This window comes from Actinoplanes sp. NPDC089786, from assembly GCF_040684855.1.
GTDB lineage: Bacteria > Actinomycetota > Actinomycetes > Mycobacteriales > Micromonosporaceae > Actinoplanes.
Genome location: NZ_JBFBGU010000001.1, coordinates 1,114,619 through 1,139,765, shown reverse-complemented (window position 1 = coordinate 1,139,765; position 25,147 = coordinate 1,114,619). Strand labels below are relative to the sequence as shown.

Genomic DNA, 25,147 nt, shown 5'->3' with positions numbered 1-25,147 from the left:
TCAGGACCGGGATACCGCCATCAAGAGGTTCCCCTACTGGTCGAAACCGCCCAGCCAGGTCTCGATCAGATAGAGCGCGATCGAAGCGCTCATCGGCAACCGGACGGGCGCTCCGGTCGTCGGGTCGTGGTATTCGTCGGCACGCATCGCGGCTATCTCCTCGCGGGTGAACCAGCGTGCCTCGGCGATCTCGTCGGGGTCGACGACGATCGGATCGGCGGCGTCGGCCCGGGCGGTGAAGCCCAGCATCAGCGAGCCGGGGTACGGCCAGGCCTGGCTGCCCTCGTACCGGAGATCGCGGACCTTGACCCCGACCTCCTCGAGCACCTCGCGGTGGACGGCGGCCTCGGCCGACTCGCCCGGCTCGACGAACCCGGCGAGCGTCGAGAAGCGCAGGCTGCCGTCCGGCAACTTCCACTGGGCGTTGCGGCCGAGCAGGCAGCGCCCGCCCGGCCCGGCGACACCGTCGTGGATCAGCACGATCATCGCCGGGTCGGTGCGCGGCCACATCTGCTTGCCGTCCGGGTCGGTGCGTGACCAGCCCGCCTCGGTGACCTCGGTCGCCTTGCCCGATCTCGGCGAGAACAGGTGGGAGACGTGCCAGTTGACCAGGGCCGCGGCCGCGCTGAACAGGCCCGCGTCCCGGTCGTCGAGCCGGTGCCCGACGTCGCGCAGGGTCACGCCCTTGGCCTCGGTCATCGCCGGCAGCGGCGCGTCCACGGTGAAGAGCGGGGTGCCGTCCGGGTCGACGCCGAGGAAGTACCGGTCGCCGTCCGGGGCGGTCGCCGGGTCGAGCAGCACCAGGGAGGCCGAGCCGTCCGGGTTGTCCTGGGCCAGCGCCCGCCCGCCGGCCGCGGTGTCCACGACCAGGACCAGCCCGGACTTGGCCGCCGCGGCGAGCCAGTCCGGGTCGCGCCGGTGATGGGCGGCCCGGTCGAGCGTGGTGCGGGCCAGCGGCGGGATCCGCTCGCCGCGGTGGTCGGCGGAGGGCGGCGTCATCAGGCCCCGCGTTCCACCGTGGTCAGGGCGGCGAGCTGGCCCTCGACCCGGTCGGCGTCGCCGAGCACGACCGTGACCGCCCGGGCCGGCGCCAGGTGACGCGAGGCCACCTCGGCGACCTGTTCACGCGTGGCCGCGGCCAGCGCCGCCGAGTGCTGGACCAGGTAGTCGAGACGGAGGCCGAAGCTGGCGTACATGCTGGCCAGGCCGGCCAGGCCCGCCTGGGTCGACATGCCCAGCCGGAGCGTGCCGAGCGCGTACCGCCGGGCCTGCTCGAGCTCGTCCTCGCCGGGCGGGAGGCTGGCGATGCGGCCCAGCTCGTAGACCGTCTCCAGCAGCGACGGCCCGGTCACCTCGGTGGCCACCTCGACCGCGGCCACCAGCGACGACCCGGCCACGAAGTGCTCGATCGAGCTGGCCGGCCCGTACGTGTAGCCCTTGTCCTCCCGGATGTTCTCGACCCAGCGGGACGAGAAGTAGCCGCCGAAGACCAGGTTGGCCAGCAGCAGCGCGGCGTAGTCGGGATCGGTGCGCGGGACGCCGGGCAGCGCGATCCGCAGCGACGACTGCACCGAGCCGGGCCGGTCGACCAGCAGCAGCGGCCCGGTCTCCAGCACCGGGATGGGCGGCACGTTGCCGTCCTTGCCGGGGCCGGTCCAGCTGCCCAGGGCCTTGTCGGCGGCGTCGATCGCCTTCTCCGGGTTGATGTCGCCGACCAGCACCAGCACCGCGCCGTCGGGCCGGACCCGGTCGGCGTGCAGGGCGCGGAGCTGGGCCGGGCGTACGCCGCGGACCTGCTCGGGCTCGGGCGTCTGCACCGCGTACGGGTGGCGGCCGTAGATCCGCTTGAGCAGCGCCGTCCGGGCCAGGTGACCCGGCTGGCTCTGGGCGACCTGGATGTGGTCGACCAGCCGCTCACGCTCGGTGCCCACCTCGTCGGCCGGGTACGCCGGGTCGGTCAGCACCTGGGCCAGGATCTCCAGCGTCCGGTCGAGGCCGGCGGCCAGCGCGTTGCCGGTGATCAGCAGCCGGTCGGGGTCGAGGCCGGCCGAGAGCCCGCCACCGACCGCCTGGAGCTCGGCCGCGATCTCGACACTGGACATGTCGCCGGTGCCGGTGAACAGGGCCTGGGACAGCAGCGTGGCCCGGGGCAGCGGGGCCCGGCCGAACGGCACCCGCAGGCGCAGCTCGACCAGCGGGACCGCGGGCCGCCGGATGGCGATCACGGTCAGCCCGCTGGCCAGGGTGCGCTCGGCCGACCGGGGCAGCTTGATCTTGGCGTCCGCCGCCAGGCCGGGAAGGCTGTGCCTGGTCGAGGAATCGTGCGCGCTCATGCTCCGGCTCCCGGCTTGACCTCGATGGTGGCGCGGCGTTCCGGGCGCAGGGTGGCGGCGGCCGCCACGACCTGCTCCTCGGTCACCTCACCGATCAGTTTCGGCACCTCGTTGATCAGCTCGGGCCGGCCCCGCTGCTGCTCGAGCACGGCCATCGGCTGGGCCCGGCCGAGCACGCCGTCGACCTCGCGCAGGTGGTGGGTCGCGATGCGGGCCTGGGTACGGGCCAGCTCGCCCGGCCGCAGCCCGTCGGCGGCCAGCCGTTCGAGCTCCTCGTCCACGGTCCGCAGCACCTTCTCGGTGTCCCCGCCGGGTGGCAGATGGGCCTGGAGCAGCAGCGCGGTCGGGTTGCGGACGGCGTACTCGTCGCCCATGAAACCGAGGTAGCCGCCGATGCTGGTGACCGCGCGGTCGCGCTGCACCAGCCGGTCGACCAGGCGCGAGGCGTCGCCGTCGGTGAGCACCTCGGCGAGCACCACGTAGGGCAGGTAGCCGGCGAAGTCGCCGATCGGGTCGGGCACCCGCCAGCCGCTGGCCACCGCGGGCAGCGGCGCGAGCCGGTCGGTGTAGTCCTCGCGGCGCTCGGCGGTCAGGTCGGGCTCGTCGAAGTCGGGGCGCTCCGGGGCCGGCCGCGCCGGCACGTCACCGAAGTGCTGCTTGACCAGCTCGGTCGCCTTGGCCAGGTCGAAGTCGCCGGCCACCGACAGCACCGCGTTGCCGCAGGCGTAGTAGCGCTCGAAGAACTCCTCGGCGTCGGCCAGGGTGGCGCTCTCGAGGTCGGCGAACGAGCCGTACCCGTCGTGTTCGTTGGGGAAGGTCGAGAACATCACCGGCGGCAGCTTGAGCCAGGGGAAGCCGCCGTACGGCCGGTTCAGGACGTTGACCCGGATCTCTTCCTTGACCACGTCGACCTGGTTGCGGAGGTTCTCCTCGGTGAGCCGGGGCCCGCGCATGCGGTCGGCCTCGAGGAACAGCGCGCGCTCGAGCCCGCCGGCCGGCAGCACCTCGTAGTAGTCGGTGTAGTCCAGATGGGTGGATCCGTTGAAACTGCCGCCCGCCCCCTGCACATGGCGGGCGTGCTCCAGTTTGTCGATGTTGCCCGACCCCTGGAACATCAGGTGTTCGAAGAGGTGCGCGAATCCGGTGCGCCCCTCGGGTTCGGAGCGGATGCCGACGTCGTAGACCACGGCCACACCGACCACCGGAGCGCTGCGATCGGGTGACAGAACCACCCGCAGACCGTTGTCGAGGGTGAGTCGTTCGACCGGATACTTGGTCGCGGGAATCTTCATTTTGCGCACCACACCATGAATCTAGCCCGGCCGGCGGCGGGCCACGTAAGTGCCTGGAACCGCGGTGATAACTTTCGCTGGGTCCAGGCAACGAAGGGGTTCAATTTCTCGATGGCAGTTCAGCTGCAGTTGACGTGCGATGCCGAGGCCGACGCCGAGTCGCTGTTCCGATGGCTGCGCGAGGAGCCGGGCGCGCGTGCCGACGGCCGGCTGGCCCGCGCCGAGAACGACGACGCCGAGGAGCTCGGCCCGCTGATCGACGTGCTCACGCTGGTGATCGGCTCCGGGTTCTCGGCCGCCCAGCTGGTGCTCGCGATCAAACAATGGCGTGAGTCCCGGCCGCGCCCGCCCGAGCTGGTGGTCACCCACGTTCACCCGGACGGTTCCACCACCCGCATCGAGGCGTCCACCCCGGAGGCGCTGGAGACCGCGCTTCGGGAGCTGGAGCGGGCATAGGTCATGAGCGAGGTCGCCAATCCGGCGCTGTCCCAGGTCGTCCTCATCGGCGTGTCCGGCTATCAGCACCTGCCGCAGCTGCCCGCGGTGCGCAACAACGTGGCCGGCTTCGGCGACCTGTTGCAGGACGTGGACTACTGGGGTGTGCCGCCGGAGAACTGCCACGTGCTGCTCGACCCGGCCAGCCCGGGCGAGGTCAGCCGGGTGGTGCGTGAGGCCGCCGCGGCGACCGAGCGGGACGGCCTGCTGCTGGTCTACTTCTCCGGCCACGGGCTGGTCGACCCGGCCGACGACGACAAGCTGATCCTCGCGCTGTCCGCCTGCGACCCGGACGCACCGCACGAGGAGGGGCTGCCGTACGACTGGATCCGCTGGGCGGTGGCCGGCACCCGGGCCCGGCGCCGGCTGGTCATCCTGGACTGCTGCTACTCCGGGCGGGCCGACGCCGAGCTGGGCACCGGCTTCACCGGCACCGACGCGGTGGCCGACAAGGCCGCCACCGACGGCACCTGCCTGGTGGTCTCGGCGCCGGCCAACCGGCGGGCGCGGGCGCCGCACGGCGAGATCCACACCGCGTTCACCGGCGAGCTGCTGCGGTTCCTGCGTGAGGGCTACCAGCCCGCTCCGCGGGAGGCGACGCCGCCGGCTCTGACCGTGGAGACCATCTGGCGTTCGGTACGCGACTCGATGCTCCGCCGCGGCTTCGAACGCCCCGAGATGCGCGCCCGCGACTACGGCGCCGCCATCGCGCTGGTGCACAATGCTCGCCTGCCCCGGCGTGACCTGGCCGGCACGGTGCTCTACGCGGCGCCCTGGTTCATCGACGACGAGCTGGGGCAGCGGGCCATCCTGGTTCTGCGGCACAACGCGACCGGCGCGCTGGGCGTCTGCCTGACCCGCCCCGACCGGGAGGTCCCGCCCGAGTTCCCGGCCGCCTGGCGCTCGTTGATCAGCACCCCGGCGATGCTCTTCCACGGCGGCCCGGTGGCTCGGGACGGCTACATCGTGCTGACCATGCTGCGCTCGGGCGCGCCGCACCCGCTGCGGTTCACCCCGCTGCGCGAGCGTGACTCCGACGAGCGGCTCGGCACGATGGCGCTGTCCGAGGCGCCGGACGACCTGGCCGACACCGTCGACACCATGCGCGTGTTCGTCGGCTATCTCGGCTGGCGGCCCGGCGAGCTGGAGGACCACCTCGAGCGCGGCGAGCTGATCGTCAGCCGGCGGCCGACCCGGCAGGTGTTCACCGAACGGCCCGGCGAGCTGTGGCACAACCTGCAGGCGGGCCGATGACCGGCGTGGACGGCCCGGACGAGGAGCTGAGCACCGGCGAGGCGCTGCTGCTGGCCCGGTTGTCGGCCAGCCTGACCGGTTCCGAGCAGATCACGCTGATGCTCGGCTCGGGCGTGTCGGCCGGCGTGGTACCGCGGGTGCCCGGGCTGCTGGAGATCGCCGACCAGTACGCGGCCGGCCGCAACGACGAGGGCTCGCTGCAACGGGCGCTGGCCCAGGCCCGGGCGCGGCTGGGCAACGCGCCGTCGATCGACATCTACCGGGCGTACCGCCGGGTCTTCTCGGACTGGGTCTCGGCCGGCGCCTTCGACGTGATCGCGCAGCAGGCCGTGCTCAAGGCGTACGCGCCGGAGGACCCGATGGAGTCGCCGCTGGCCACCCGCGGTCTCGGCCAGCGCGTCGAGCGTGGCGTCGGCGAGGCGCTGGAGAACGAGCGCTACGGCTGGCAGCTGCCGCGCGGCGTGCAGGCGCTCGGACACCTGCTGGCGCAGACCGCGGTGGCCTTCGACAACCGGGTGATCACCACCAACTTCGACCCGCTGATCGAGCTGGCCGTCCGGCACGCCGGTGGTCTGGCGGTCAGCCTGCCGCTGGACCTGGGCGGCGGGTACGGCGCGTCGGCCGGCGCGGACGGCGCGATCCGGGTCTTCCACGTACACGGGTTCTGGCGGCCCACGCTGCACGTCCGCGGTCCGCGGCTGCTGCACGACCCGGCCCGGATCATGGCCGCCACCGACCTGGTCGACGGCACCGCGAGCCTGATCCGCGGCGACACCGTGTGCGTGCTCGGCAGCACCGACTGGGCCGGCACCCTGGCCTCGGCGATCGCGCTGGTCGCCCGGCGCCGCCGGATCCGGGTGCTGTGGGGCCTGTTCGACGCCGACCCCGACCAGGCGCTGCGGGTCGGCGAGCGGTTGAAGGCGCTGACCGGTACGGACGTGGAGTGCTTCCCCGGCATCGACACCGAGCGGCTGTTCCCGGCGCTGGCCGACCGCGCCGGGGTGCTGGTGCCGGCCCGGGTCGCCGGGCGGCGGCACATGATCCGGCACCACAAGTGGGAGCGGCAGCTGGTCACCCAGCCCGACTCGGCGCCGCCCGCCGACGTGCCGGGGCTGCTGCTCCAGCTCGAGCGGCGGTTCGGCTGGGTGAACCAGCAGCAGGGCACCCGGCGGCCGGCCCGGGTGCTGTGGCCGGTCCGGCTGCGCCCGCGCGCCTCGGTGATCCACATGGTGCAGGCCTTCGTGGCCGGGTCGCTGGCCCGGCTCGGCGTCGAGGTGCGGATGGTGCTCGACGACGTGGGCACCCGCACCGCCGAGTCGCCCGATGGCTTCCGGGCCGACCTGCAACGCTGGATCGGCTACAGCGCGCAGGGCGCCGGGGTCCGGTTCGTCAGCCTGGGCGAGTTCGTCGAGCAGAGCCAGCGCCTGCCGCGTACCCCATCACCGGAATCTCTGCTCCGGCCGACCGATCCGTGGGGGGTGGCCCGGCGCCTCTTCTACAGCGACCGGAACCCGTCGCTGTACAGCATGCTGGCCGCGGTGAAGGCGGTGCCACACCTGGCCGACTGGGACGCGCTGGAGGCCAACGCGTGGCCGATCGTGCAGGCGATGCTGCGGACCGACGCGAGCCGGCTGCTGATCCCGCTGACCCTGTGGCCGTACCTGAACAGCATGCTGCTGGAGAGCCAGACCGGCGACGTGCTGACGCTCGGCGGCCGGGACGAGGCGCTGCTCTGGGCGTCGTGGCGGCAGACGTTCGGCTTCGGGCCCGGGCACCTCTTCAACCCGTACATCAAGAACCTGAAGCACGACGCGCACATGTTGAGCTGGTCCAGCCGCGAGGAGCTGCGGGAACACCTCTACCGCACGCGCGAGCTGCACGGCTGGGACTCGGACGGCAGCTACGTGCCGTGGCTGTTCCACAACGCGATGCTGCTGCCGGTCTATCTGACCTCGGCGACCATGCCGCGGGTCGACGACTTCCCGCTGGACTCGTGGGCGGCCTTCGTGGCGGCGATCGAGATGGGCAAACCGGCCCTCGACGTGCTGGCCGACCACGTCAATGATCTATTTCTGGGCGCTCGCCCGGATGGTCGCGGAGAGATAACGTAGACGGCATGACTGCGACCGCGTTACGCCCTTCGCTGTTGCGCCCGTCGCTCCGCGCGAGCGAGGTCTCGGCGAATGTCGAGGTCTGCGACGAGGTGCTCGGTGAAGACCTGACCGCCTACCTGGCCGGGGCCAACTCGGTCGGCGAGTTCCGGGCCTGGGCCGCCGGGCCGGTCCTGAGCAGCGACACCGCCGCGCGCCGGGTGGCCGCCGCGGCCGAGCTGATCAGCCTCTTCCACACCGTCAACCGCACCGCCCAGGCCGCGTTCTGGCTGCGCGAGGTCGGCCCGGCCGGGGTGGTTCCGGCCCGCGCGCTGCGCGAGTCGAGCGGCGACCCGGCGACCGTCAAGGCGCTGCACGAGGCCGCCGAGGCCTTCACCGCCGCCTGAGGTTCGCTACAGCGGGCGCACCGACTTCAGCACGTCGTCGATGACGTAGTCGAACTGCTTGTGCGTGCCCGGGATCGAGATGTAGAGCACGGCCGCGGTCGGCTTGCCGACATCGATCACCGCGACCGCCGACCGCTCGTCCTTGGCCTGGAGCCCGGCCGCCGAGAAGTGCAACCGGAACTCGGCCACGTAGGCCGGCCGGCCGCCCAGCCGGGTCAGCCCGTCGCGCAGCGGATCCATGGTGTTCGGCTGCGGGTAGTACTCGGCCCGTACGTCGGCCGCCACCTGCTTGCCCACGCACTCCAGGTTGAACGTCACCGCGTCGTTGTCCGCGGCCGGGACCGCCGCCGACAGGATCGACGCGTGGTATTGCCCGGCCGAGTACTCCTCGGTCACGAAGTGTTGCCCGACCTTGTACGGCACCTCGAGCGTGCCGGCCTTCCACACCTCGTGCCAGCGCTCCCAGGGCGCGCCGTACGCGTTGTAGGAGATCCCGGCCTCCTCGTCGACCGTGCGCGGCCCGGCCGGCGCCGGCGGGGCGGCGCTGGGGCCGGCCGGGGGCGGGTCGCTGGGCTGCACGGTCGGCGCGGGGCACATCTGGGCCAGCGGCGGGCGTACGTCGGTCGGCGCGTCGGCCTTGCCCCCGCCGAACGGGCTGCTGGAGCCGGAGAACGCCGCGATCAGGAGGATGGTCAGGCCGACGGCCAGGATGGCGCCGGCGACACCGCCGAAGATGAGCATCTGGCGCTTGCGCCGGGCCGGGCCGCTGCCGCCGGGCTTCGGCGGAGCGGGCGGCGGCGGCAGGTCAGGCGGTGGAGGGGGCGCGGTGACCGTGCCCGAAGCCCACGAAGAACCTGACCGTTGCCAGGGACCAAGGGGTGTCGTGCCGTCACTCACGTCGTCCAGTGAACACCACGAAGGTTAATCAGCTCAGCACGAGGTTGTACCAGGGGGCAAAAGCCACCAGCATCACCAGCGTCACGCCCGACAGGGCGAGGCCGAGCACGAAGGTCAACTCACGGCGTGCGGTCTGCATACCCCTATGACGCCGCAGCGAGGCGATTGGTTGCCTCTGACTGCGAACAAATGCAAGCGGCGCCGTGCCCCCACTTGGGGAGACGGCGCCGACCTGGGGTTTTGCTCGTCTGAAGGGTCAGAGCGGGCGGATGTTGGCGGCCTGCGGGCCCTTCTGGCCCTGGGTCACCTCGAACTCGACCCGCTGGTTCTCGTCCAGGCTCCGGTAACCGTTGCTCTGGATCGCGGAGAAGTGGGCGAAGACGTCAGCGCCGCCGTCCTCCGGGGTGATGAACCCGTAGCCCTTGTCCGCGTTGAACCACTTCACAACGCCTGTAACCATGATCGTGTCCTCCACGGTCGATCGCCCTCGCAGCTCCAAGTTAGCGAGGACGAAGGTAATAAGACCCACACCTCGTGAGTCTCGTGCTGTCGTACTGATCGCCCGCACCGGAAGACCGGGTTACGACAAAGAGCACCTGGGGCAGAATCCCCACAGGCGCTCCTAGGTACTTGGGAACCAAACTGACAACGGGGCGAGCGTAACACGGTGAAGGGAGCCGTCCGATGATCGGCGTGCAGATGGCACAGCAGCTCAAAGAGGCCGGCCTGGAGTGGAAACCGGGCCCCGGCGACCGGTTCACCATCCCCGATCGAGACCTCGACGACGAGGTGTTCGTGCTCAGCGACATGACCATCGAGGTGCACCAGGTGCCCGAGGGACGGGTGATCGGATTCAACGGCACCACCGAGTGGGCCTTGGACGACGTGGAGCTCGAAGAAACGGTCTGGCTCCCGCGCGAGGACCAGTTGCGCGATCTGCTCGGCGGGACGTTCCGGAGCCTTCACCGTACGGACGACGGCTATTCGGTCCGGACCACCGAGGTGTTCACCGGGCCCTCCGCCGAGGAGGCCTACGCCGCCGCGCTGCTAGGCCTGCTCGGGGAGGTCTTCGAGTAGCGCCGCCAGCTCGGCCGGCTCCATCAGGTCGGCCGGGCGGACCGTGGCGCCCTCCCGGACGTAGTGGAAGCCGGCCCGCACATGAGTCACCGGCACGCCGGCCAGCGAGGCCCAGGCGATCCGGTACGCGGACAGCTGCACGGCCGAGGCGGCCGCCTCGGCCGGTCCCGGGCGGCGGCCGGTCTTCCAGTCGATCACGTCGAACCGGCCGCCCGGGTCGGCGAACACCGCGTCCATCCGGCCCCGCACGACCACACCGGCGACCGTGGTGGCGAACGGCACCTCGACCTCGACCGGCGTCCGGTTGGCCCACTCGCCGGCCAGGAACGCGTCCTGCAGGGCGGTCAGCTCCTCGTCACCGGCCGCGTCGTCGTCGGCCGCGCCGGGCAGCTCGTCCCAGTCGATCAGCCGGATCGAACCGAACCGCTGCTCCAGCCAGGCGTGGAAGGCGGTGCCGCGGCGGGCGTACGGGGTGGGCCGCTGCGGCAGCGGGCGGCGCAACGAGCGGGCCAGCTGCTCCGGGTCGCGGCGCAGCACCACGAGCTGGGACACCGACAGGTGCGGGGGCACGGCGACAGGCAACGGGCCGTCCTGCCGGGCCCGCTCACTCTGCTCGGCCAGCAGCATGGTGGCCTCGGTGCGCCAACGCTCGATCGCGCTGTCGGCTTTTTCGGGAGTTCCCCCGTCTTTGTCGGGAATTCCCACGATGTCGGCCGCCAGCCCCGCGCGCTCGGCGATCGACGGGTCGGCCTCGGCCAGCTCGGCGAAGGCGGTGGCCGCGTCCGCCTCCGGGTTGGTGATCATCCGGCGGATCAGGTCGGCCGCCGCCTGCATCGCCGGGCGGCGCAGGCCCAGCGGGTCGGCCGGCCACTCCGCCGACGGCACCAGCTCGGCGCTGGGATTGGTCGCGTCCGGCGCCGGCTCCGGCGTCCACACGTCGACCACCCCGGCGCCGGCCAGGCAGCTCTCCCGGATCTCGTCGAGGAACACCGACGGGCCGCGCGGCTTCTTCACGCCGTCGCCCCACCAGTAGGCCGAGCACAGCAGCAGCCGGCGGGGACGGGTCACCGCCACGTACGCCAGCCGTCGTTCCTCCCGCTCGTCGTGCTCGCGCCAATCCGCCGCGAAGGCGCCCAGCGCGGTCGCGGCGCCACGCTGGTCGACCGCCTCGGACAGGTCCAGCCGCGGCAGCCCGTCCGAGTCGCCGCGCAGCGGGAACGGCAGCACGCCGATACCCATCAGGTAATGGTCCGAGCTGCGGACCAGGCCCGGCCACATGCCCTTGCCCAGGCCGGCCACCGCGACCACGTCCCACTCCAGGCCCTTGGCGGCGTGCGCGGTCAGGATCTGCACCGCGCCCTCGACCACGTCGACCTGGCCCGGCTCCAGGCCGCGTTCCTCCTCCTCGGCCGCGGCCAGGAAGGCCAGGAAGCCGGCCAGGGTGCCGCCGTCGGAGTCGCCCGCGTAGCGCGCCGCCACGTCGCCGAGCGTGTCCAGGTGACCGCGGGCCAGCCCGGCGTCGCCCGCCTGCCAGCCGCGGACCGCCACCTCGACGTCCAGGCCGATCGTCCGCTCGATGTCCGCGACCAGGTCGGGCAAGGGCTGGTCGAGGCGCTTGCGCAGTTCGGCCATTTCCCTCGCGTACGCCCGCAGCCGCGCGTAGCCCTCGGCCGAGTAGACCTGCGCCGCCCCCAGATCGGCCATCGCCTCGACCAGGGTGGCGTCGTCCAGCCGATCGCCGACGATCTCGTCCTCCTCCTTCGCGGTGGCCGCCGCCCGGGCCGCGGCCAGCGACCGGGCGCGGCGGTGCAGCGCCACCAGGTCACGCGGTCCGATCCGCCAGCGGGCGCCGGTCAGCAGGCGCAGCAGCGACGCGCCGTCGGCCGGATCGGCCAGGACCCGCAGCGTGCACACGACGTCGCGTACCTCGGGGGTGTCCAGCAGACCGCCCAGGCCGACCACCTCGACCGGCAGGCCCCGCGCCCGCAGCGCCTCCTCCAGCACCGCGATCTGGCTGCGCACCCGCACCAGCACCGCGCTGGTCGGCCGCATCTCCACCGGGATCTCGGCGGCCGGAGCGTCCCGCCGACCGGCGGCGATCCGCCACGCGGTCAGCATCGAGTCGGCGATCCACTCGGCCTCGTCCACGTACGTCGGCAGCAGCGCACACGTCACCGTCCGTCCGCCCACGCCATCGGCGGTCCGCTGCGCCGGAACCAGCTCGGCCACCCGGGCGCCGGCCGCGCGCAACGGCTCGGACAACGCGTTGGCCACGTCCAGGATCTCCGGCCGGTTCCGCCACGACTTGCTCAGCGTCAGCACCCGGGCGTCCCGGCCGTCCGTGCGCGCGAACTCGCCCGGGAACCGGTCGAGGGTGCCCGCCGAGGCGCCCCGCCAGCCGTAGATCGACTGGCACGGGTCGCCCACCGCGGTCACCGGGTGGCCGCCGCCGAACAGCGCGTTCAGCATCACCACCTGGGCGTGGCTGGTGTCCTGGTACTCGTCCAGCAGCACCACCCGGAACCGGCCGCGCTCGATCTCGCCGACCTCCGGATGGTCTCGGGCCACCCGCGCCGCCCGGGCCATCTGATCGCCGAAATCCATCGCCTCCAGGTCGAGTTTGCGCTGGTCGTAGCGCCGGACCAGGGGCAGCAGGGTGAGCCGGTTGAGCTGCCGCTGGAGCATGTCGGTGACGTCCTTGTAGACCCGGCCCGGCAGCGACCGCACCTCACCGGTGAACCGGCCGGTCCACGCGGCCAGCTCGTCCGGGCCGATCAGGTGCTCGGCCATCTCGCCGGCCAGCGCCAGCACATCGTCGGTCACCGTGCCCGGGGCGCGGTTCAGGCCGGTCATCTCACCCGTGTACGAGCGGACCAGCGAATCCACGATCTGCCAGCGGGCCGCCTCGGTCAGCAGCCGGGCCGACGGCTCGAAGCCCGCGCGCAGGCCGTGCTCGGTGACGACCCGGGCGGCGTACGAGTGGTAGGTGGCGACGGTGGCCTCACCGGCCAGGGCGTCGTCGCGGCCCAGGCGGCGCACGAGCTGACCCAGCCGGGTCCGGATGCGGTGCGCCAGCTCGCCGGCCGCCTTCCGGGTGAAGGTCAGGCCGAGGATCTGATCCGGGTGGACGTACCCGTTGGCGACCAGCCAGACCACCCGCGACGCCATCGTCTCGGTCTTGCCCGAGCCCGCGCCGGCGACCACCAGGATCGGCTCCACCGGGGCCGAGATGATCTCGGTTTGCTCCGACGTCGGCGCGTGCAGGCGCAACAGGCGGGCCAGTTCGAGCGGCGTGTAGCGGGGTCCGGCGTCGGCCTGGCGTCGCGGGCGGGGCGGCCCCTCGGTGAACAGGGACGGTTGGGTCAAGGTTCTACTACCTGTCTGCCCCGCCCCGAGATGGGGCAGCTGGTCTGGACCGGACACACCCGGCACCGGTTGTTGGCCACCGCGGAGAAGGTGGACGCGGCCATCGTGTCGGCGGTGCGGCGGACCATCGCGTACGCCCACTCCGGATCGTCCGCCTCGGCCAGCGGCACCTGCATCTGCTCGCGCGCGTCCTTGCTCGGCCCGAGCTGCACCAGCGCGGCGCCGCCACTCTCCCGGCTCTCGTGCACCCCGTCGAACGCCCCCGCGTCCACGGCCGCCTGATAGCCCGCCAGCTGGGCGTGCCCCGCCACGTCGGAGGCGGTGACCGCGGTCGACTTACCGGTCTTCAGGTCGATCACCACGAGCCGCCCGTGCTCGTCCACCTCGAGCCGGTCGACCCGCCCGGTCAGCTGGACCGGACGCTCCGGGTCATCCAGCCGCACGGTGAACTCATGCTCGATGGCCAGCAGCCGCCGCGGATTCTTGGCCAGCCAGCGCAGCAGCTTGTCCACCATGCCCTGGGCCCGTTCCTGCTCCGGCCCCGCCAGCCACCGGGCGGCCAGCTCGATCGCGTCGAACCGCGCCGACACATACTCGACCAGCCGCTCCCGATCGACGTTGGCGTCCTCAGCCAGCATGGCCGCCGCGTGCACCAGGTTGCCGACCCCCTGAGCCGGGCCCGGCGGCGCCGCGCCACCATGCCGTTCCAGCAGCCAGCGCAGGCTGCACCGCAACGCCGACTCCATGGACGACGGTGTGACCTTGACCGGCTCGCCCGGGTCGACCAGCGGCCGGTCGTCGGACAGGCCCTTGAGGCCCCACCACTCGTCCGGATGCGCGCCCGGCACTCCGGCCCGCGCCAGCTTGGCGAGCTGCTCGGCCGCGGCGCGGCGCCGGCTCGGCGCCTGGTCCTTGGCGACCACGACGGTACGCAACTCAGCCACCAATGCCGCCAGCGTCAGCGCCCGTGGCGCCTGGCCCGCCCCGACCTCGACCGCTCTTTGTTCTGAGCCCTCGTCGTGCTCGTCGTGCTCGTCGCCGGAAAGATCCGCCGCGCGCGCACCGCCACCTCCCCCACCCTTCCACTGGGTGGGCGCCAACGTAGCCGTCGACTCCGACGATTTCGTCGGTTGTCCACAGGCCGCGGCGGGTGAGAACCCGGACGCGGTGTCGTCGGTCACGGCGTCGTCGCCGGTGTCGGCCGGTGTCGGGTCGCCGGCTGCGTCGGGTCCTCGGTCGTCGGGGTCTTTTGCGTGGGAGTCTTCTGCCTGGGGGTCTTTTGCGTCGGGGCCCCGGTCGTCGGGATCCGGGGCGTCGGGGCCTCCGTCTTCGGGGGCCGGGGGTTCGGGTGGGCCGGGGTCGTCCGGGTCGATCGGGGGCGGGGTGTCGTCCGGGGGCGGGGCCTCGGGGCGGCCGGCCAGTTCGGTGAGGAAGCGGGACGGTTGTTCCTCGCCGTCGGCGTTGCCGACGCTGGAGGAGGCGACCGCGGTCACGACCAGCTTGCGGCGGGCGCGGGTGGCGGCCACGTAGAAGAGGCGGCGTTCCTCGTCGAGGAGGGCCGAGGTCTGGCCGACCACGGCCTCGGCGCCCGAGGCGGCGCGGCCGGCCAGGTAGTCGACCAGACGTTCGGAGCCGAGCAGACTGCCGCGGAGACGCAGGTCGGGCCAGATGCCCTCCTGGACGCCGGCCAGGACCACGACGTCCCACTCCAGGCCCTTGGCGGCGTGGGCGGTCAGCAGGCGGACCGCGTCGCCACGGTCGGCGCTGGGGGCGATCGAGTCGGCCGGCAGGTCCTGGGCGAGCACGTGGTCGAGGAACACCTCGGCGCGGGCGCCGGGGAGCCGGTCGACGAAACGGGCCGCGGCGTCGAACAGCACCACCATCGCGTCGAGGTCGCGGTCGGCGGCTTCGGCCCGCCACTGCCGGGCCCGGCCGCCGTCCGCCGCCGGGTCGATCGCGGTGATGCGGGTGCTCAGGCCGTACCAGCGGTCGGCCAGGCCGCTGGCCCGCCAGACCGTCCACAGCACCTGCTCGGCCGAGGCGCCCGGTTCGGCGGCGGCTTCCCGCGCCACCTCCAGCAGGCGCGAGACCCGCTGGGCGGGCGCGGCCCAGCGGCGTTCCACCATGTCCAGGCCGGCCGGGTCGCGGACGGCGTCGAGCAGCAGCTCACCGGAGGGTCGGCGGTCCCCCGCGGCCAGCGCCAGCGCGCGCAGCCCCTGGCGGAGCCGCCGCTCGGCCAGCGGATCGGCCCCACCCAGCGGCGAGTGCAACAGGGCGACCGCCGCCTCTTCGTCAAGGAGCGCCGGGTCGAGCGCACAGCGCAGAAGCAGCAGGAACGGCGCCACCGCGGGTTGCAGATGAAGCGGCAGATCCTCGGCGTGGGTGACGGTCGGCACCCCCGAGGCCGTCAACCCCCGCTGCAACGAAGCCAGCTGCAACGAGGTCGATCTCATCAGGACGGCCATCCGCGACCAGGGCACCCCATGGATGAGGTGCGCCTCACGCAGAACATGCGCGATGTACCCGGTCTCGCTGCTGGGCGACCGGAACGTCCGCACTTCCGCCGCCGCACCCGACGTCGCGCCACCCGCCGCGTCGGACGCTCCCTGGGCGATCGACGCGCCACCCTCGCCACCAGCAGTTGCCACGCTCGGGCCGCTCGGACTCGCCGCAGTCTGATCACCAGCGTCACCTGCGTCCGCCCCGGTCTCAGGGCCGGGCGTCGCGGAGGGAGGCGTGGCCGCAGAGGCATCGCTGGGTGCAGAAGAAGAGGTGACGGCCGAGGGAAAGAGATCGTCGGTCGCTGGTGAGGTGCTTTGGCCCGGAATGCGAGCAGGCGCCGTGGCACCGCCTTGCAACGACGAGGCCGCACCGGCTCCAGGCGAGGCCGCGCCGGGTGGGGCGGCTTCGGGTGAGGTGGCGGGGGGTGGGGTGTGGAGGTGGCGGTGGCGTTGGGGGCCGCGCATGTGGGTGGTGACGTTGGTGGTGGCGGTCAGGAGGGGGGTGGTTGCGCGGTAGCTGGTGTGCAGGGTCAGGGTTTCGGCCAGGGCGCCTGACGGCGTACGGAAAAGGTGGGGGAAAGACTGCACCACGGCGGGGTCGGCGCCTCGGAAGCCGTAGATCGACGAGTCGGGGTCGGCGAACGCGACCAGGGGCACGCCGCCGCCGGCGACCAGGGACAGCAGCTCGATCTGGGCGGGGTCGGTGTCGGCCAGCTCGTCGACGTAGACATAGGAGAGGCGGCGGCGTTCGGCCTCGAGCAGGGACGGGTCGTCGGTGAGCAGGCCGGACGCGGCGCGCACCAGCTCGGCGGGGTCGTAGGCGGTCGAGCCCCTGGTGGTGACGTCGCGTAGGGCCAGCACGGCGACGTATTCGCGGATGAAGCGGGCCGCGGCGGGCCAGTCGTCGCGGCCCAGGCGCTCGCCCAGGCGGGCCAGGTCGACGGGGGCGACGCCGCGTTCGGCCGCGCGTTGCATCAGGTCGCGGAGCTGCTGGGCGAAGGCCCGGGTGGGCAGGGCGGGGCGGAGGCCGTCGGGCCAGCCGTACGGGTCGGGTTCCTCGCCGACGACGGCCAGCAGCTCGCGGATGATCAGGTCTTGTTCGGGGCCGGTGAGCAGGCGCGGGGACGGTTCGCCGCGTTCGGCGGCAGAGCGGCGGAGCAGGCCGAAGGCGTACGCGTGAAAGGTTCTGACCAGTGGTTCGTGCACGATGCGTCGCTCGTCGCCGGCGGTGCGCGCCTCGATGCGGTCGCGCAGGGACGCCGCGCCCCGGCGGCCGAAGGTGAGGACCAGGATGCCTTCGGGGTCGACGCCGGAGGCGATCCGCGCGGCGACCGCCTCGACCAGCGTGGTCGTCTTGCCGGTGCCGGGGCCGCCGAGGACGAGCAGCGGGCCGTCGGTGTGGCCGATCACGTATTGCTGGAGCGGGTCGGCGCGCAGCACGGGAACCGCGGCGGGCGGCCGGCGCACCAGACGAAACGCCGGGCGACGGGCCGCCGGGGAAGTCGCCTGGGTACTCACGGCGTCAATGAGACCACGCGGGTACGACAGCCCTGCTCACTGCCCGGGGATCGGCTCGTCGTCGTCGCTGGAGATCGGCATCGGCGCCTGGTGGGTGACGGTCGGGCGCGGGGCGGCGGGCGGCGCCGGCGTGTTGTCGATCGGCTTCTCGACCGGCCGCGGTTTGGGCCGCGCGACCGTCCTGACCGGTCGCGGGGCCGGTGCGTTCTCGGCGGGTGCGACCGGCTGCTCGGCGACCTGGACCGGCACGTCGTCCTGGGTGACCGGCGCGTTCGAGGTCGGCGCCGGAGTGCCGGCGACGACCGGCTCGAGCCCGGGTTCGACCGGTTCGGCGTTGGTCTGTGGCGGCTGGGCGGGCGCGGCCGGCGCCTCGTGCTCGACCGCGTTGTGCGGCGACATGATGGCCGACGTGGCCGGCGCGCCGATCCCGGCGGCGACCAGGACGGCGCCGATGAGGAGTACGCGCTTCTGGGTCACGCCGGGCACCACCGATCCAAGGAGGTAGTTGAATCACAGTGGACCGTAGTGCCGTCGATGGGGGGTGTCCCTCGCCCGTTAGGTCAGGTCGACCGGCCTACCGACCGATGCCCGGCTGCGTACGGTCATCGGCACCCGCACCACGGCCGGCTCCGCCTCGGGGCTGAGCAGCAGCTCCACCGCCTGCCACCCCATCTGGTAATGCGGCAGCGCGATGCTGGTCAACTGTGGCCGGAGCCACGCGGCCAGGTCGGAGTCATCAAAAGAGAGCACCGACACGTCATCCGGAACGGTGAGCCCGGCCTCGCCCAGGGCCTGGTAGGCGCCCAGCGCGATGCGGTCGTTGAGGCAGATCAGCACCCGGGGCCGCAGCCCGCCGGTCAGCGCCGCGTGAACCGCCTCGTAGGCCGGCTCGGGCCACCAGTCGCAGTCGATCGTCCCGGCCAGCCGGGCCTTCGCCTGCCCGAGCCCCTCGCGGAGGCCGGCGACCCGTTCCCGGCCGGCGAAGACCTGCTCGGCGAGGCGGCCGACGAGGTGGATGCCGTCGCGGTGGCCGGCCTCGACGATCACCTGCGCGGCGCTCCAGCCGGCGGCGACCTCGTCGGGGATGACCGTGTGCTGCGCGGGGGTGGCCGCCCGGGTCAGGCAGTTGAGCAGCGCGACCTTGCGGCCACGCAGCAGCTTTGGCAGCCGGACGTAGCGGGTGGACATGCTCGCGTACACGAAGGCGTCGACCTGGCGGTCGAGCAGGTCGGAGATCAGCTTCTCCTCCATCACCGGGTCGCCCTCGGTCTCGCCGATGAAGAGCAGATGGCCGTGGGCGACGGCGGCGGCGAGGCTGCCGTGGATGGCGCGGCCGGCGTACGGGTCGGAGGCGATCGTGTCCGAGACCAGCGCGATCGTCTTGGTGACCTTGGTGCGCAGGCTGCGCGCCATCAGGTTGGGGCGGTAGTCGAGTTCCTGGGCGGCGCGCAGCACGCGTTGCCGGGCGTCCTCGGAGATCCGCATGTCGACGTGCCGTCCAGCCAGCACGAACGAGGCGGTACTCCGGGACACACCGGCTCGCTGGGCAACCTGGATCAGAGTCGGCCGTTGGGGCGGCATGGGACGAAGTGTTCCACGTTCCGGGCGTTTCAATCAGGGGTGATCGAGGGCCGCTTCGATGCTGTCGAAGGCGGCCGGGACGGAGCCGGCGACCGTGACCATGGTCAGGGCCTCGCGACGGATGAAGGCGTCGTCGGTGAGGCCGGCCAGCCACCCGAAGAGGCCGGTGTAGAAACCGTCCGGGTCGATCACGACGATCGGCTTGGTGTGCAGGGCCAGGGTGGCCGTGGTCCAGACCTCGAACAGCTCGTCGAGGGTGCCGAGCCCGCCGGGCAGCGTGAGGAACGCGTCGGACTGCTCGAGCATCAGGTCTTTCCGGGCCGACATGCCCTCGGTGACGATCATCTCGTCCGAGTCCATGTCGGCGACCTCCCAGTCGACCAGGACCTGCGGCATGATCCCCAAGGTGTACGCGCCACCCGCGCGGGCGCCGGCCGCGACCGTGCCCATCATGCCGACCTTGCCGCCGCCGGAGACCAGGGTGTGACCGCGGGCGGCGAGTTCCTTGCCGGTTTCGGTGGCGAGGTCGAGCCAGCGCTGGTCGACGCGGGTCGATGAGGCGCAGAAAACGCAGATCCGGGCCACTCAGTCTTCCTCCAGAACCGCGGAGTTCGAGGAGGAGATCGGGGCCGCGTCGACGATGATCTGCACGGCCTCGTCCACGTCGTCGGTGACCTGGATCAGGTCGAGGTCGGCCGCGCTGATCTTGCCGTCGTCGAGCACCGTGCGCTTCACCCAGTCGAGCAGGCCACCCCAGTAGGCCGAGCCCATCAGGATCACCGGGAACCGGGTCACCTTCTTGGTCTGCACCAGGGTGATGGCCTCGAACAGCTCGTCCAGGGTGCCGAAGCCGCCGGGCAGGACGACGAAGGCCTGCGCGTACTTGACGAACATGGTCTTGCGTACGAAGAAGTAGCGGAAGTCGATCCCGATGTCGACCCAGTCGTTGAGGCCCTGCTCGAACGGCAGTTCGATGCCCAGGCCGACGGACATCCCGCCGGCCTCGGTGGCGCCGCGGTTGGTCGCCTCCATCACGCCGGGGCCGCCGCCGGTGATCACCGCGTAGCCCGCCTCGGCGAGCGCCGCGCCCAGGTCGGCGGCCAGCTCGCACTCGGGGCTGTCGGGTTTGCTGCGGGCCGAGCCGAAGACGCTGACCGCGGGCGGCAGGTCGGCGAGCGTGTCGAACCCCTCGACGAACTCGGACAGGATGCGCAGCGCGCGCCAGGCGTCCTTCGTCTTCCACTCACCGCGGTGATGGGAGTCGAGCAGTTTCTCGTCGGCGGTGCTCGGCGGTATCGATTCGCGCCGCAGAGTGACCGCGCCGCGATGACGCTCCGGTGCCGTTCGGGGTCGCCCGTTGGTGCTGTCAGTCATGGCACCAACGGTAGTGCGAGGGTGCATGACCCGGTGAATAAGTAGACGTGTTTCGGTAAGAGGATTGCGGCGCCGATACCTTTTTGCCAGATTGGGGAAACTAAAACCCACGGCCGGCCGGCAGAGGAGCCACCGTGACGACGCGATACGAACGCATCAAGGAACAGCGCCGCATGCAACGGCGCATCCGGTTGGTGGTGGAGGAACGCCGCATGGCGATGTCAACGCCACGCACCGACCTGGAGAGCGAGAGGACGATCGAGATCCGCCCGCGCGCCATCGGTCGCGTGAAGCTGCCCATCGTCTAGGACCCGTCCGCCCGGCCGGACCGGCCGGGCCGGTCCTAGTCCGTGGCCGCCAGCCAGCGGTAGAGCGTGGCCGCGCCGTCGCGGATCTTCCCGATCTCGACGTGCTCGTCCGGCGCGTGCGCGAGCAGCGGGTCGCCCGGACCGTAGTTGAGGGCCGGGATGCCCAGCGCCGCGAATCGGGCCACATCGGTCCAGCCCAGCTTGGCCTCGGGCTGTTCGCCGACCGCGGTGAGGAACTCCCGGGCCGGCGCGGCGCTCAGCCCGGGCATCGCCCCGGCGGCCGAGTCGGTGAGCTCCACGTCGAATCCTTCGAACACCTCGTGCACATGTTCGAGCGCCTGCTTCTCGGTCCGGTCGGGCGCGAACCGCAGATTGACCTCGATCTCGCAGGCGTCGGGCACCACGTTCCCGGCCACGCCGCCGGCGATCCGGACCGCGTTGAGTCCCTCACGGTACGTACACCCATCGATGGTGACCGCGCGCGGACGGTAATCAGTGAGGCGCTGCAGAAGGCCTCCCATCGCGTGGATCGCGTTGACTCCCCGCCACGCCCGCGCGGTGTGTGCCCGCCGGCCGGTGGTGCGGACCAGCGCGCGCAGGGTGCCCTGGCAGCCGGCCTCGACGATGCCGTAGGTCGGCTCGAGCAGCAGCGCGAAGTCGGCCCGCAGCCAGTCGGGCCGGGCCTCGGCGACCAGCCGGAGCCCGTTGAACCGCGAGTCGATCTCTTCGGCCTCGTAGAAGAGGTAGGTCAGGTCGTAGCGCGGGTCGGGCAGCGTGGCGGCCAGGTGGAGGGCCAGCGCGACGCCCGACTTCATGTCCGAGGCGCCGCAGCCGAAGATCAGGTCGTCCTGCACGGTGGACGGGAAGTTGTCGTTGATCGGCACCGTGTCGAGATGGCCGGCGAGCACCACCCGCTGTTCACGTCCCAGGTCGGTGCGGGCCATCACGGTGTGGCCGAGCCGGTCCACGCTGAGATGCGGCGACTGCCGGAGCACCTCCTCGACGCAGTCCGCGATCTCTTTCTCCTCGCGGGACACGGACTGGAGGTCGACCAGGGCGCGGGTCAGCACCACCGGGTCGACCAGGACGTCCTGGGTAAGCGGGTTGGCCATGGGCCGCACGATACCGGCCGTGGATGAACCGCTCTCGTGATGACCGGTAGGGTCGGTTTCGTGACTCCCGAGATCTCGACCTCGCCCGCCTGGGGCATCGGCCTGGCCACCGTGACCGAGGGTCAGGTGCTCGACACCTGGTTCCCGGCCGGCTCGCTGGGCCTGGGCGACGCGCCCGCCGACGCCGAGACCGCGCTGCCTCCGGGCCTGACCGGTCCGGGCCCGCTGGTCGGGCTCGAGACGGTCGCCGTGCAGGTGGTGATCGGTTCTCTGGCCGACCCGATCAAGGACGCCTCGGACGCGTACCTGCGCCTGCACCTGCTGTCGCATCGCCTGGTGCGGCCCAACGAGCTGAACCTGGACGGCATCTTCGCCCACCTGGCCAACGTGGCCTGGACCTCGGCCGGCCCGTGCCCGCCGGCCCGGGTGGACGAGTTGCGGGTGATCGAGCGGGCGGCCGGGCGCCACCTGACCGTGTTCGGGGTGGACAAGTTCCCGCGGATGACCGACTACGTGATCCCGGCCGGCGTGCGGATCGCCGACGCCGACCGGGTCCGGCTGGGCGCCCACCTGGCCACCGGCACCACGGTCATGCAGGAGGGCTTCGTCAACTTCAACGCCGGCACGCTGGGCGCGTCGATGGTCGAGGGCCGGATCGTGCAGGGCGTCGTGGTCGGCGACGGCTCGGACATCGGCGGCGGCAGCTCGATCCTGGGCACGCTGTCCGGCGGCGGCAAGGACAAGCTGGTGATCGGCGAGCGCAGCCTGCTCGGCGCGAACGCCGGCGTGGGCATCTCGCTGGGTGACGACTGCGTGGTCGAGGCCGGGACGTACATCACGCCGGGGTCGAAGATCACCCTGCCCGACGGCCGGGTGGTCAAGGCCCGCGAGCTGGCCGGGGTCGACAACCTGCTGTTCTGGCGCAACTCGGTGACCGGCGCGCTCGAGGCCCGCCCCCGCAAGGGAACCGGCATCGTGCTGAACTCAGCCCTGCACGCCAACGACTAACGTCACGGCGATCGCGGCCATCACGACCGCGATGAGGCCGTCGAGCACCCGCCAGGCGGCCGGGCGCGCCAAGATCGGGGCGAGCTTGCGGGCGCCCACGCCGAGCGCGGTGAACCAGGTCAGACTCGCGGCGGCGGCGCCGATCCCGAAGAGCCAGCGGTGGTCGTGCTGCTGGGCCACCGAGCCCAGCAGCAAGACCGTGTCCAGGTAGACATGCGGGTTCAGGTAGGTGAAGGCGAGGCAGGCCAGCAGCGTCGCGCGCAGGGTGGCCGGGGCCTGGTCGGCCAGGTTGAGCGCGACCGGGCGCCAGGCGCGGCGGGCGGCGAGGATCGCGTACGCGAACAGGAAGATCGCCCCGGCCCAGCGCGCGACGCTCACCGCGGCGGGGTGGGCGGTGATCAGCGCGCCGAGGCCACCGATGCCGGCCAGGATCAGGGCCAGGTCGGAAAGAGCGCAGGTCAGAACCACCGGGAGTACATGTTCCCGGCGCAGGCCCTGGCGCAGGACGAAGGCGTTCTGCGCGCCGATGGCGACGATCAGGGCGACGGCGGCGACGAACCCGGCGAGGGCGGAACTGAGCACGTACCCGAAGCTACGGTCTCGCCTGTCGTAAGGACAGCTAAGGTTTCTTACCGGCCATTAGCATTGCTTACGTGGATGCGATGCAGCTGGCGACCTTCCAGGCCGTGATCGAGGCGGGCAGCTTCGACGCCGCCGCGCGGGCGATGCACGTCACCCCGTCCGCGGTCAGCCAGCGGATCAAGGCCTTGGAGCAGGACGTCGGTCAGGTGCTGGTGCGCCGGGCCAAGCCGTGCGAGCCGACCGAGGCCGGGCGGGCGCTGGTCCGCTTCGCCGGTCAGGTCGGCCTGCTCGAGCGGGAGGCCCTGGCCGCGGCGCGCGGCGGGCTGGCCGGCTCCCGCGTACGCGTCTCGGTGGTGGTGAACGCCGACTCGCTGCACACCTGGTTCATGCCGGCGCTGGCCCGGCTTCCCCACCTGGTCTTCGACCTGCATCAGGACGACCAGGAGTACACCGCCGACCTGCTGCGCGCCGGCACCGTGATGGCCGCGGTGACCTCCCAGCACGTGGCCGTGCAGGGCTGCCGGGTCGAGCGGCTGGGCGCGATGCGCTATCTCGCGGTGGCCGCGCCGTCGCTGGACTTCCAGGGCTTCGCGACCACGCCGGTGATCCTGCTCAACCGCAAGGACGAGCTGCAGCACCGGTTCATGGGTCCCGGTGTTGATCCGCCGGTGCACTACGTCCCCGCGGCGGCCTCGTTCGTCGACGCGGTCCGCCTGGGCCTGGGCTGGGCCTTGGTGCCGGAACAGATCGCCCGCGCCGACAGCCGCCTCGTCGAGCTCACCCCGGGCAAGCACCTGGACGTGCCCCTCTACTGGCAGTGCTGGCGGATAGAGTCCGACGTCCTGACCGACCTCACGGCGGCGGTCAAGGAGGTGGCCGCGACCGCACTGCGGAGTTGACCCTCGACCTGGTCGAGGCGGCAGCGTGATCGGGGTGGAGAGGGACATGCGCGGGATCGGCGAGATGGCCCGGGTCAGTGGGCTGACCGTCAGCGCGCTGCGATTCTACGACAGCGCCGGGGTGCTGGTGCCGGCCGAGGTCGACCCGTTCACCGGCTATCGGCGCTACGCCGACGAGCAGGTGCGGGCGGCGCGGCTGGTGGCCAGCCTGCGGCGGGTGGGCATGCCGATCACGGAGATCACGGCCGCGGTACGCGCGCTGCCGAACGCCGCGGCGGTCACCGCGCTGATCGATCGGCATCTGAGCCGGCTGGAGGACGGTCTGCTCGACGCCCGCCGGGAACTCTCCCACGCCCGCGCCCTGCTGAACCTGGAGGTTCCGATGACCACTGTGACCCTGCCGGCCGACAAGTTCGCCCGGCTCGTCGACGCCGTCCGCTTCGCCGTCGGCCCGCCCGACGCCGGACTGCTCGGCGGCATCCTCGTCGAGGCCGGCGAGGGGACGCTGACCCTGGTCGCCACCGACCGCTTCCGGCTGGCCGTCGCCACCGCGACCGCCGAGGTCAAGGGGCCACCGGCCCGGGCCGTGGTGCCGGCCTCGGCCCTTCACCACGACGTCAGCACGGTGACCCTCGAACCGGGCCGGGTCACGGTCGACGGGGTCGAGGTCACGCCGATCGAGGGCGACTACCCGGACTTCCGGCGGCTGGTCCGCTCGCCCAGCGGCCCGGCGGTCACGGTCGAGGTGGCCGAACTACGCGCGGCGGTCGAGGCCCAGCCGGTGGTGATGCGGGAATACGAAGGATCCCCGTACCCCCTGGTGATCTTGAATGTCGGCGACCGGGTCGAGCTCGCCACCGTGGCGGACTGGGCCGCCGATGTGGACGGGCACGTGGCGGTGAACCGGGACTTCCTGCTCCAGGCGCTGGACGCGGGCGGGGCCGGACAGCTCCGGCTGGAACTCGACGGGCCGATCCACCCCCTGGCCGTCCGGGTCCCCGAAGGTGATCAGTTTTCGCTATTGATGCCGGTTCGACACTGACAGACTGGTGC

Annotated in this window: 22 protein-coding genes; 9 read left to right on the top strand and 13 right to left on the bottom strand. The window is 72.4% G+C overall.

Annotation, left to right across the window (positions count from 1 at the left end; all coding sequences use genetic code 11):
• Window positions 1-33: 33 nt before the first annotated feature.
• From nudC to AB0O15_RS05530, 3 genes are read right to left on the bottom strand one after another with little or no spacing between them, the layout of a single operon-like run.
• A complete protein-coding gene (gene nudC, locus AB0O15_RS05540; protein WP_364314407.1) occupies window positions 34-999 on the bottom strand; it encodes an NAD(+) diphosphatase in 966 nt (321 codons plus the stop codon).
• Entirely contained in the window at window positions 999-2,333 is a 1,335-nt protein-coding gene (locus tag AB0O15_RS05535) for a pitrilysin family protein (RefSeq protein WP_364314404.1), read from the bottom strand. The genes nudC and AB0O15_RS05535 overlap by 1 nt, the downstream gene beginning before the upstream one ends.
• Complete coding sequence (locus AB0O15_RS05530; RefSeq protein ID WP_364314401.1) at window positions 2,330-3,625, bottom strand: pitrilysin family protein; 1,296 nt, start codon at window positions 3,623-3,625, stop codon at window positions 2,330-2,332. The genes AB0O15_RS05535 and AB0O15_RS05530 overlap by 4 nt, the downstream gene beginning before the upstream one ends.
• A gap of 111 nt (window positions 3,626-3,736) precedes the next feature.
• Here AB0O15_RS05530 and AB0O15_RS05525 point away from each other — a divergent pair, with 111 nt between their 5' ends.
• Genes AB0O15_RS05525 through AB0O15_RS05510 form a run of 4 tightly spaced genes read left to right on the top strand, consistent with a single transcriptional unit; the run spans window position 3,737 to window position 7,871 of the window.
• Window positions 3,737-4,081 (top strand): hypothetical protein, encoded by a 345-nt coding sequence (locus AB0O15_RS05525; protein WP_364314398.1) that lies wholly within the window; start codon window positions 3,737-3,739, stop codon window positions 4,079-4,081.
• 3 nt (window positions 4,082-4,084) lie between these two features.
• Window positions 4,085-5,374 (top strand): YqgE/AlgH family protein, encoded by a 1,290-nt coding sequence (locus tag AB0O15_RS05520; protein ID WP_364314395.1) that lies wholly within the window; start codon window positions 4,085-4,087, stop codon window positions 5,372-5,374.
• Entirely contained in the window at window positions 5,371-7,485 is a 2,115-nt protein-coding gene (locus tag AB0O15_RS05515; RefSeq protein WP_364314392.1) for a hypothetical protein, read from the top strand. The genes AB0O15_RS05520 and AB0O15_RS05515 overlap by 4 nt, the downstream gene beginning before the upstream one ends.
• 5 nt (window positions 7,486-7,490) lie before the next feature.
• Complete coding sequence (locus tag AB0O15_RS05510; RefSeq protein WP_364314390.1) at window positions 7,491-7,871, top strand: hypothetical protein; 381 nt, start codon at window positions 7,491-7,493, stop codon at window positions 7,869-7,871.
• A 6-nt stretch (window positions 7,872-7,877) separates the two neighbouring features.
• Here the strand turns inward: AB0O15_RS05510 and AB0O15_RS05505 are convergent, their stop codons facing one another.
• The gene (locus AB0O15_RS05505; protein ID WP_364314388.1) at window positions 7,878-8,768 is read right to left on the bottom strand and encodes a hypothetical protein; all 891 of its coding nucleotides are present in this window, start codon (window positions 8,766-8,768) and stop codon (window positions 7,878-7,880) included.
• A 256-nt stretch (window positions 8,769-9,024) separates the two neighbouring features.
• Window positions 9,025-9,228 carry a cold-shock protein gene (locus tag AB0O15_RS05500; RefSeq protein ID WP_364314386.1) on the bottom strand — a complete coding sequence of 68 codons (204 nt, stop codon included), beginning with the start codon at window positions 9,226-9,228 and terminating at the stop codon, window positions 9,025-9,027.
• 224 nt (window positions 9,229-9,452) lie between these two features.
• Between AB0O15_RS05500 and AB0O15_RS05495 the strand changes: the two genes are divergently transcribed.
• A complete protein-coding gene (locus AB0O15_RS05495; protein WP_364314384.1) occupies window positions 9,453-9,845 on the top strand; it encodes a pilus assembly protein CpaE in 393 nt (130 codons plus the stop codon).
• Here the strand turns inward: AB0O15_RS05495 and AB0O15_RS05490 are convergent.
• The 6 genes from AB0O15_RS05490 to AB0O15_RS05465 form a co-directional block, all read right to left on the bottom strand.
• Window positions 9,816-13,211, bottom strand: coding sequence for an ATP-dependent DNA helicase (locus AB0O15_RS05490; protein WP_364314381.1), 3,396 nt, complete (start codon window positions 13,209-13,211; stop codon window positions 9,816-9,818). The genes AB0O15_RS05495 and AB0O15_RS05490 overlap by 30 nt on opposite strands.
• Window positions 13,208-17,179, bottom strand: coding sequence for an ATP-dependent DNA helicase (locus AB0O15_RS05485; RefSeq protein WP_364317070.1), 3,972 nt, complete (start codon window positions 17,177-17,179; stop codon window positions 13,208-13,210). The genes AB0O15_RS05490 and AB0O15_RS05485 overlap by 4 nt, the downstream gene beginning before the upstream one ends.
• Window positions 17,180-17,266: 87 nt before the next feature.
• Window positions 17,267-17,707 (bottom strand): hypothetical protein, encoded by a 441-nt coding sequence (locus tag AB0O15_RS05480; protein ID WP_364314379.1) that lies wholly within the window; start codon window positions 17,705-17,707, stop codon window positions 17,267-17,269.
• A gap of 78 nt (window positions 17,708-17,785) precedes the next feature.
• A complete protein-coding gene (locus AB0O15_RS05475) occupies window positions 17,786-18,811 on the bottom strand; it encodes a LacI family DNA-binding transcriptional regulator (protein ID WP_364314377.1) in 1,026 nt (341 codons plus the stop codon).
• Between the two features lie 33 nt (window positions 18,812-18,844).
• Window positions 18,845-19,396, bottom strand: coding sequence for a TIGR00730 family Rossman fold protein (locus AB0O15_RS05470; RefSeq protein ID WP_364314376.1), 552 nt, complete (start codon window positions 19,394-19,396; stop codon window positions 18,845-18,847).
• Window positions 19,397-20,185: a TIGR00730 family Rossman fold protein gene (locus tag AB0O15_RS05465; RefSeq protein WP_364314374.1), complete on the bottom strand. Its 789-nt coding sequence runs from the start codon at window positions 20,183-20,185 to the stop codon at window positions 19,397-19,399. It lies immediately after the preceding gene.
• A gap of 134 nt (window positions 20,186-20,319) precedes the next feature.
• Here AB0O15_RS05465 and AB0O15_RS05460 point away from each other — a divergent pair, with 134 nt between their 5' ends.
• On the top strand, window positions 20,320-20,493 hold the full coding sequence (locus tag AB0O15_RS05460) for a hypothetical protein (protein ID WP_364314372.1): 174 nt from the start codon (window positions 20,320-20,322) through the stop codon (window positions 20,491-20,493).
• A 35-nt stretch (window positions 20,494-20,528) separates the two neighbouring features.
• Here the strand turns inward: AB0O15_RS05460 and dapE are convergent, their stop codons facing one another.
• Complete coding sequence (gene dapE, locus AB0O15_RS05455) at window positions 20,529-21,605, bottom strand: succinyl-diaminopimelate desuccinylase (protein ID WP_364314369.1); 1,077 nt, start codon at window positions 21,603-21,605, stop codon at window positions 20,529-20,531.
• Window positions 21,606-21,665: 60 nt separating this feature from the next.
• Here dapE and dapD point away from each other — a divergent pair, with 60 nt between their 5' ends.
• Window positions 21,666-22,613 (top strand): 2,3,4,5-tetrahydropyridine-2,6-dicarboxylate N-succinyltransferase, encoded by a 948-nt coding sequence (dapD, locus tag AB0O15_RS05450; RefSeq protein WP_364314366.1) that lies wholly within the window; start codon window positions 21,666-21,668, stop codon window positions 22,611-22,613.
• On the opposite strand, the gene AB0O15_RS05445 is transcribed toward dapD, so the two are convergent.
• On the bottom strand, window positions 22,590-23,195 hold the full coding sequence (locus AB0O15_RS05445; RefSeq protein ID WP_364314364.1) for a LysE/ArgO family amino acid transporter: 606 nt from the start codon (window positions 23,193-23,195) through the stop codon (window positions 22,590-22,592). The genes dapD and AB0O15_RS05445 overlap by 24 nt on opposite strands.
• An 80-nt stretch (window positions 23,196-23,275) precedes the next feature.
• Here AB0O15_RS05445 and AB0O15_RS05440 point away from each other — a divergent pair, with 80 nt between their 5' ends.
• Together AB0O15_RS05440 and AB0O15_RS05435 are read left to right on the top strand one after the other, a co-directional pair.
• The gene (locus AB0O15_RS05440) at window positions 23,276-24,094 is read left to right on the top strand and encodes a LysR family transcriptional regulator ArgP (RefSeq protein WP_364317067.1); all 819 of its coding nucleotides are present in this window, start codon (window positions 23,276-23,278) and stop codon (window positions 24,092-24,094) included.
• Window positions 24,095-24,140: 46 nt separating this feature from the next.
• On the top strand, window positions 24,141-25,136 hold the full coding sequence (locus AB0O15_RS05435) for a MerR family transcriptional regulator (RefSeq protein WP_364314361.1): 996 nt from the start codon (window positions 24,141-24,143) through the stop codon (window positions 25,134-25,136).
• Window positions 25,137-25,147 lie beyond the last annotated feature (11 nt).

What these genes read in the sequence shown, in the direction of transcription:
- nudC (WP_364314407.1), bottom strand. Translation starts at nt 999, where the DNA reads ATGACGCCGCCCTCCGCCGACCACCGCGGCGAGCGGATCCCGCCGCTG.
- AB0O15_RS05535 (WP_364314404.1), bottom strand. Translation starts at nt 2,333, where the DNA reads ATGAGCGCGCACGATTCCTCGACCAGGCACAGCCTTCCCGGCCTGGCG.
- AB0O15_RS05530 (WP_364314401.1), bottom strand. Translation starts at nt 3,625, where the DNA reads ATGAAGATTCCCGCGACCAAGTATCCGGTCGAACGACTCACCCTCGAC.
- AB0O15_RS05525 (WP_364314398.1), top strand. Translation starts at nt 3,737, where the DNA reads ATGGCAGTTCAGCTGCAGTTGACGTGCGATGCCGAGGCCGACGCCGAG.
- AB0O15_RS05520 (WP_364314395.1), top strand. Translation starts at nt 4,085, where the DNA reads ATGAGCGAGGTCGCCAATCCGGCGCTGTCCCAGGTCGTCCTCATCGGC.
- AB0O15_RS05515 (WP_364314392.1), top strand. Translation starts at nt 5,371, where the DNA reads ATGACCGGCGTGGACGGCCCGGACGAGGAGCTGAGCACCGGCGAGGCG.
- AB0O15_RS05510 (WP_364314390.1), top strand. Translation starts at nt 7,491, where the DNA reads ATGACTGCGACCGCGTTACGCCCTTCGCTGTTGCGCCCGTCGCTCCGC.
- AB0O15_RS05500 (WP_364314386.1), bottom strand. Translation starts at nt 9,228, where the DNA reads ATGGTTACAGGCGTTGTGAAGTGGTTCAACGCGGACAAGGGCTACGGG.
- AB0O15_RS05495 (WP_364314384.1), top strand. Translation starts at nt 9,453, where the DNA reads ATGATCGGCGTGCAGATGGCACAGCAGCTCAAAGAGGCCGGCCTGGAG.
- AB0O15_RS05475 (WP_364314377.1), bottom strand. Translation starts at nt 18,811, where the DNA reads ATGCCGCCCCAACGGCCGACTCTGATCCAGGTTGCCCAGCGAGCCGGT.
- AB0O15_RS05465 (WP_364314374.1), bottom strand. Translation starts at nt 20,185, where the DNA reads ATGACTGACAGCACCAACGGGCGACCCCGAACGGCACCGGAGCGTCAT.
- dapE (WP_364314369.1), bottom strand. Translation starts at nt 21,605, where the DNA reads ATGGCCAACCCGCTTACCCAGGACGTCCTGGTCGACCCGGTGGTGCTG.
- AB0O15_RS05440 (WP_364317067.1), top strand. Translation starts at nt 23,276, where the DNA reads ATGCAGCTGGCGACCTTCCAGGCCGTGATCGAGGCGGGCAGCTTCGAC.
- AB0O15_RS05435 (WP_364314361.1), top strand. Translation starts at nt 24,141, where the DNA reads ATGCGCGGGATCGGCGAGATGGCCCGGGTCAGTGGGCTGACCGTCAGC.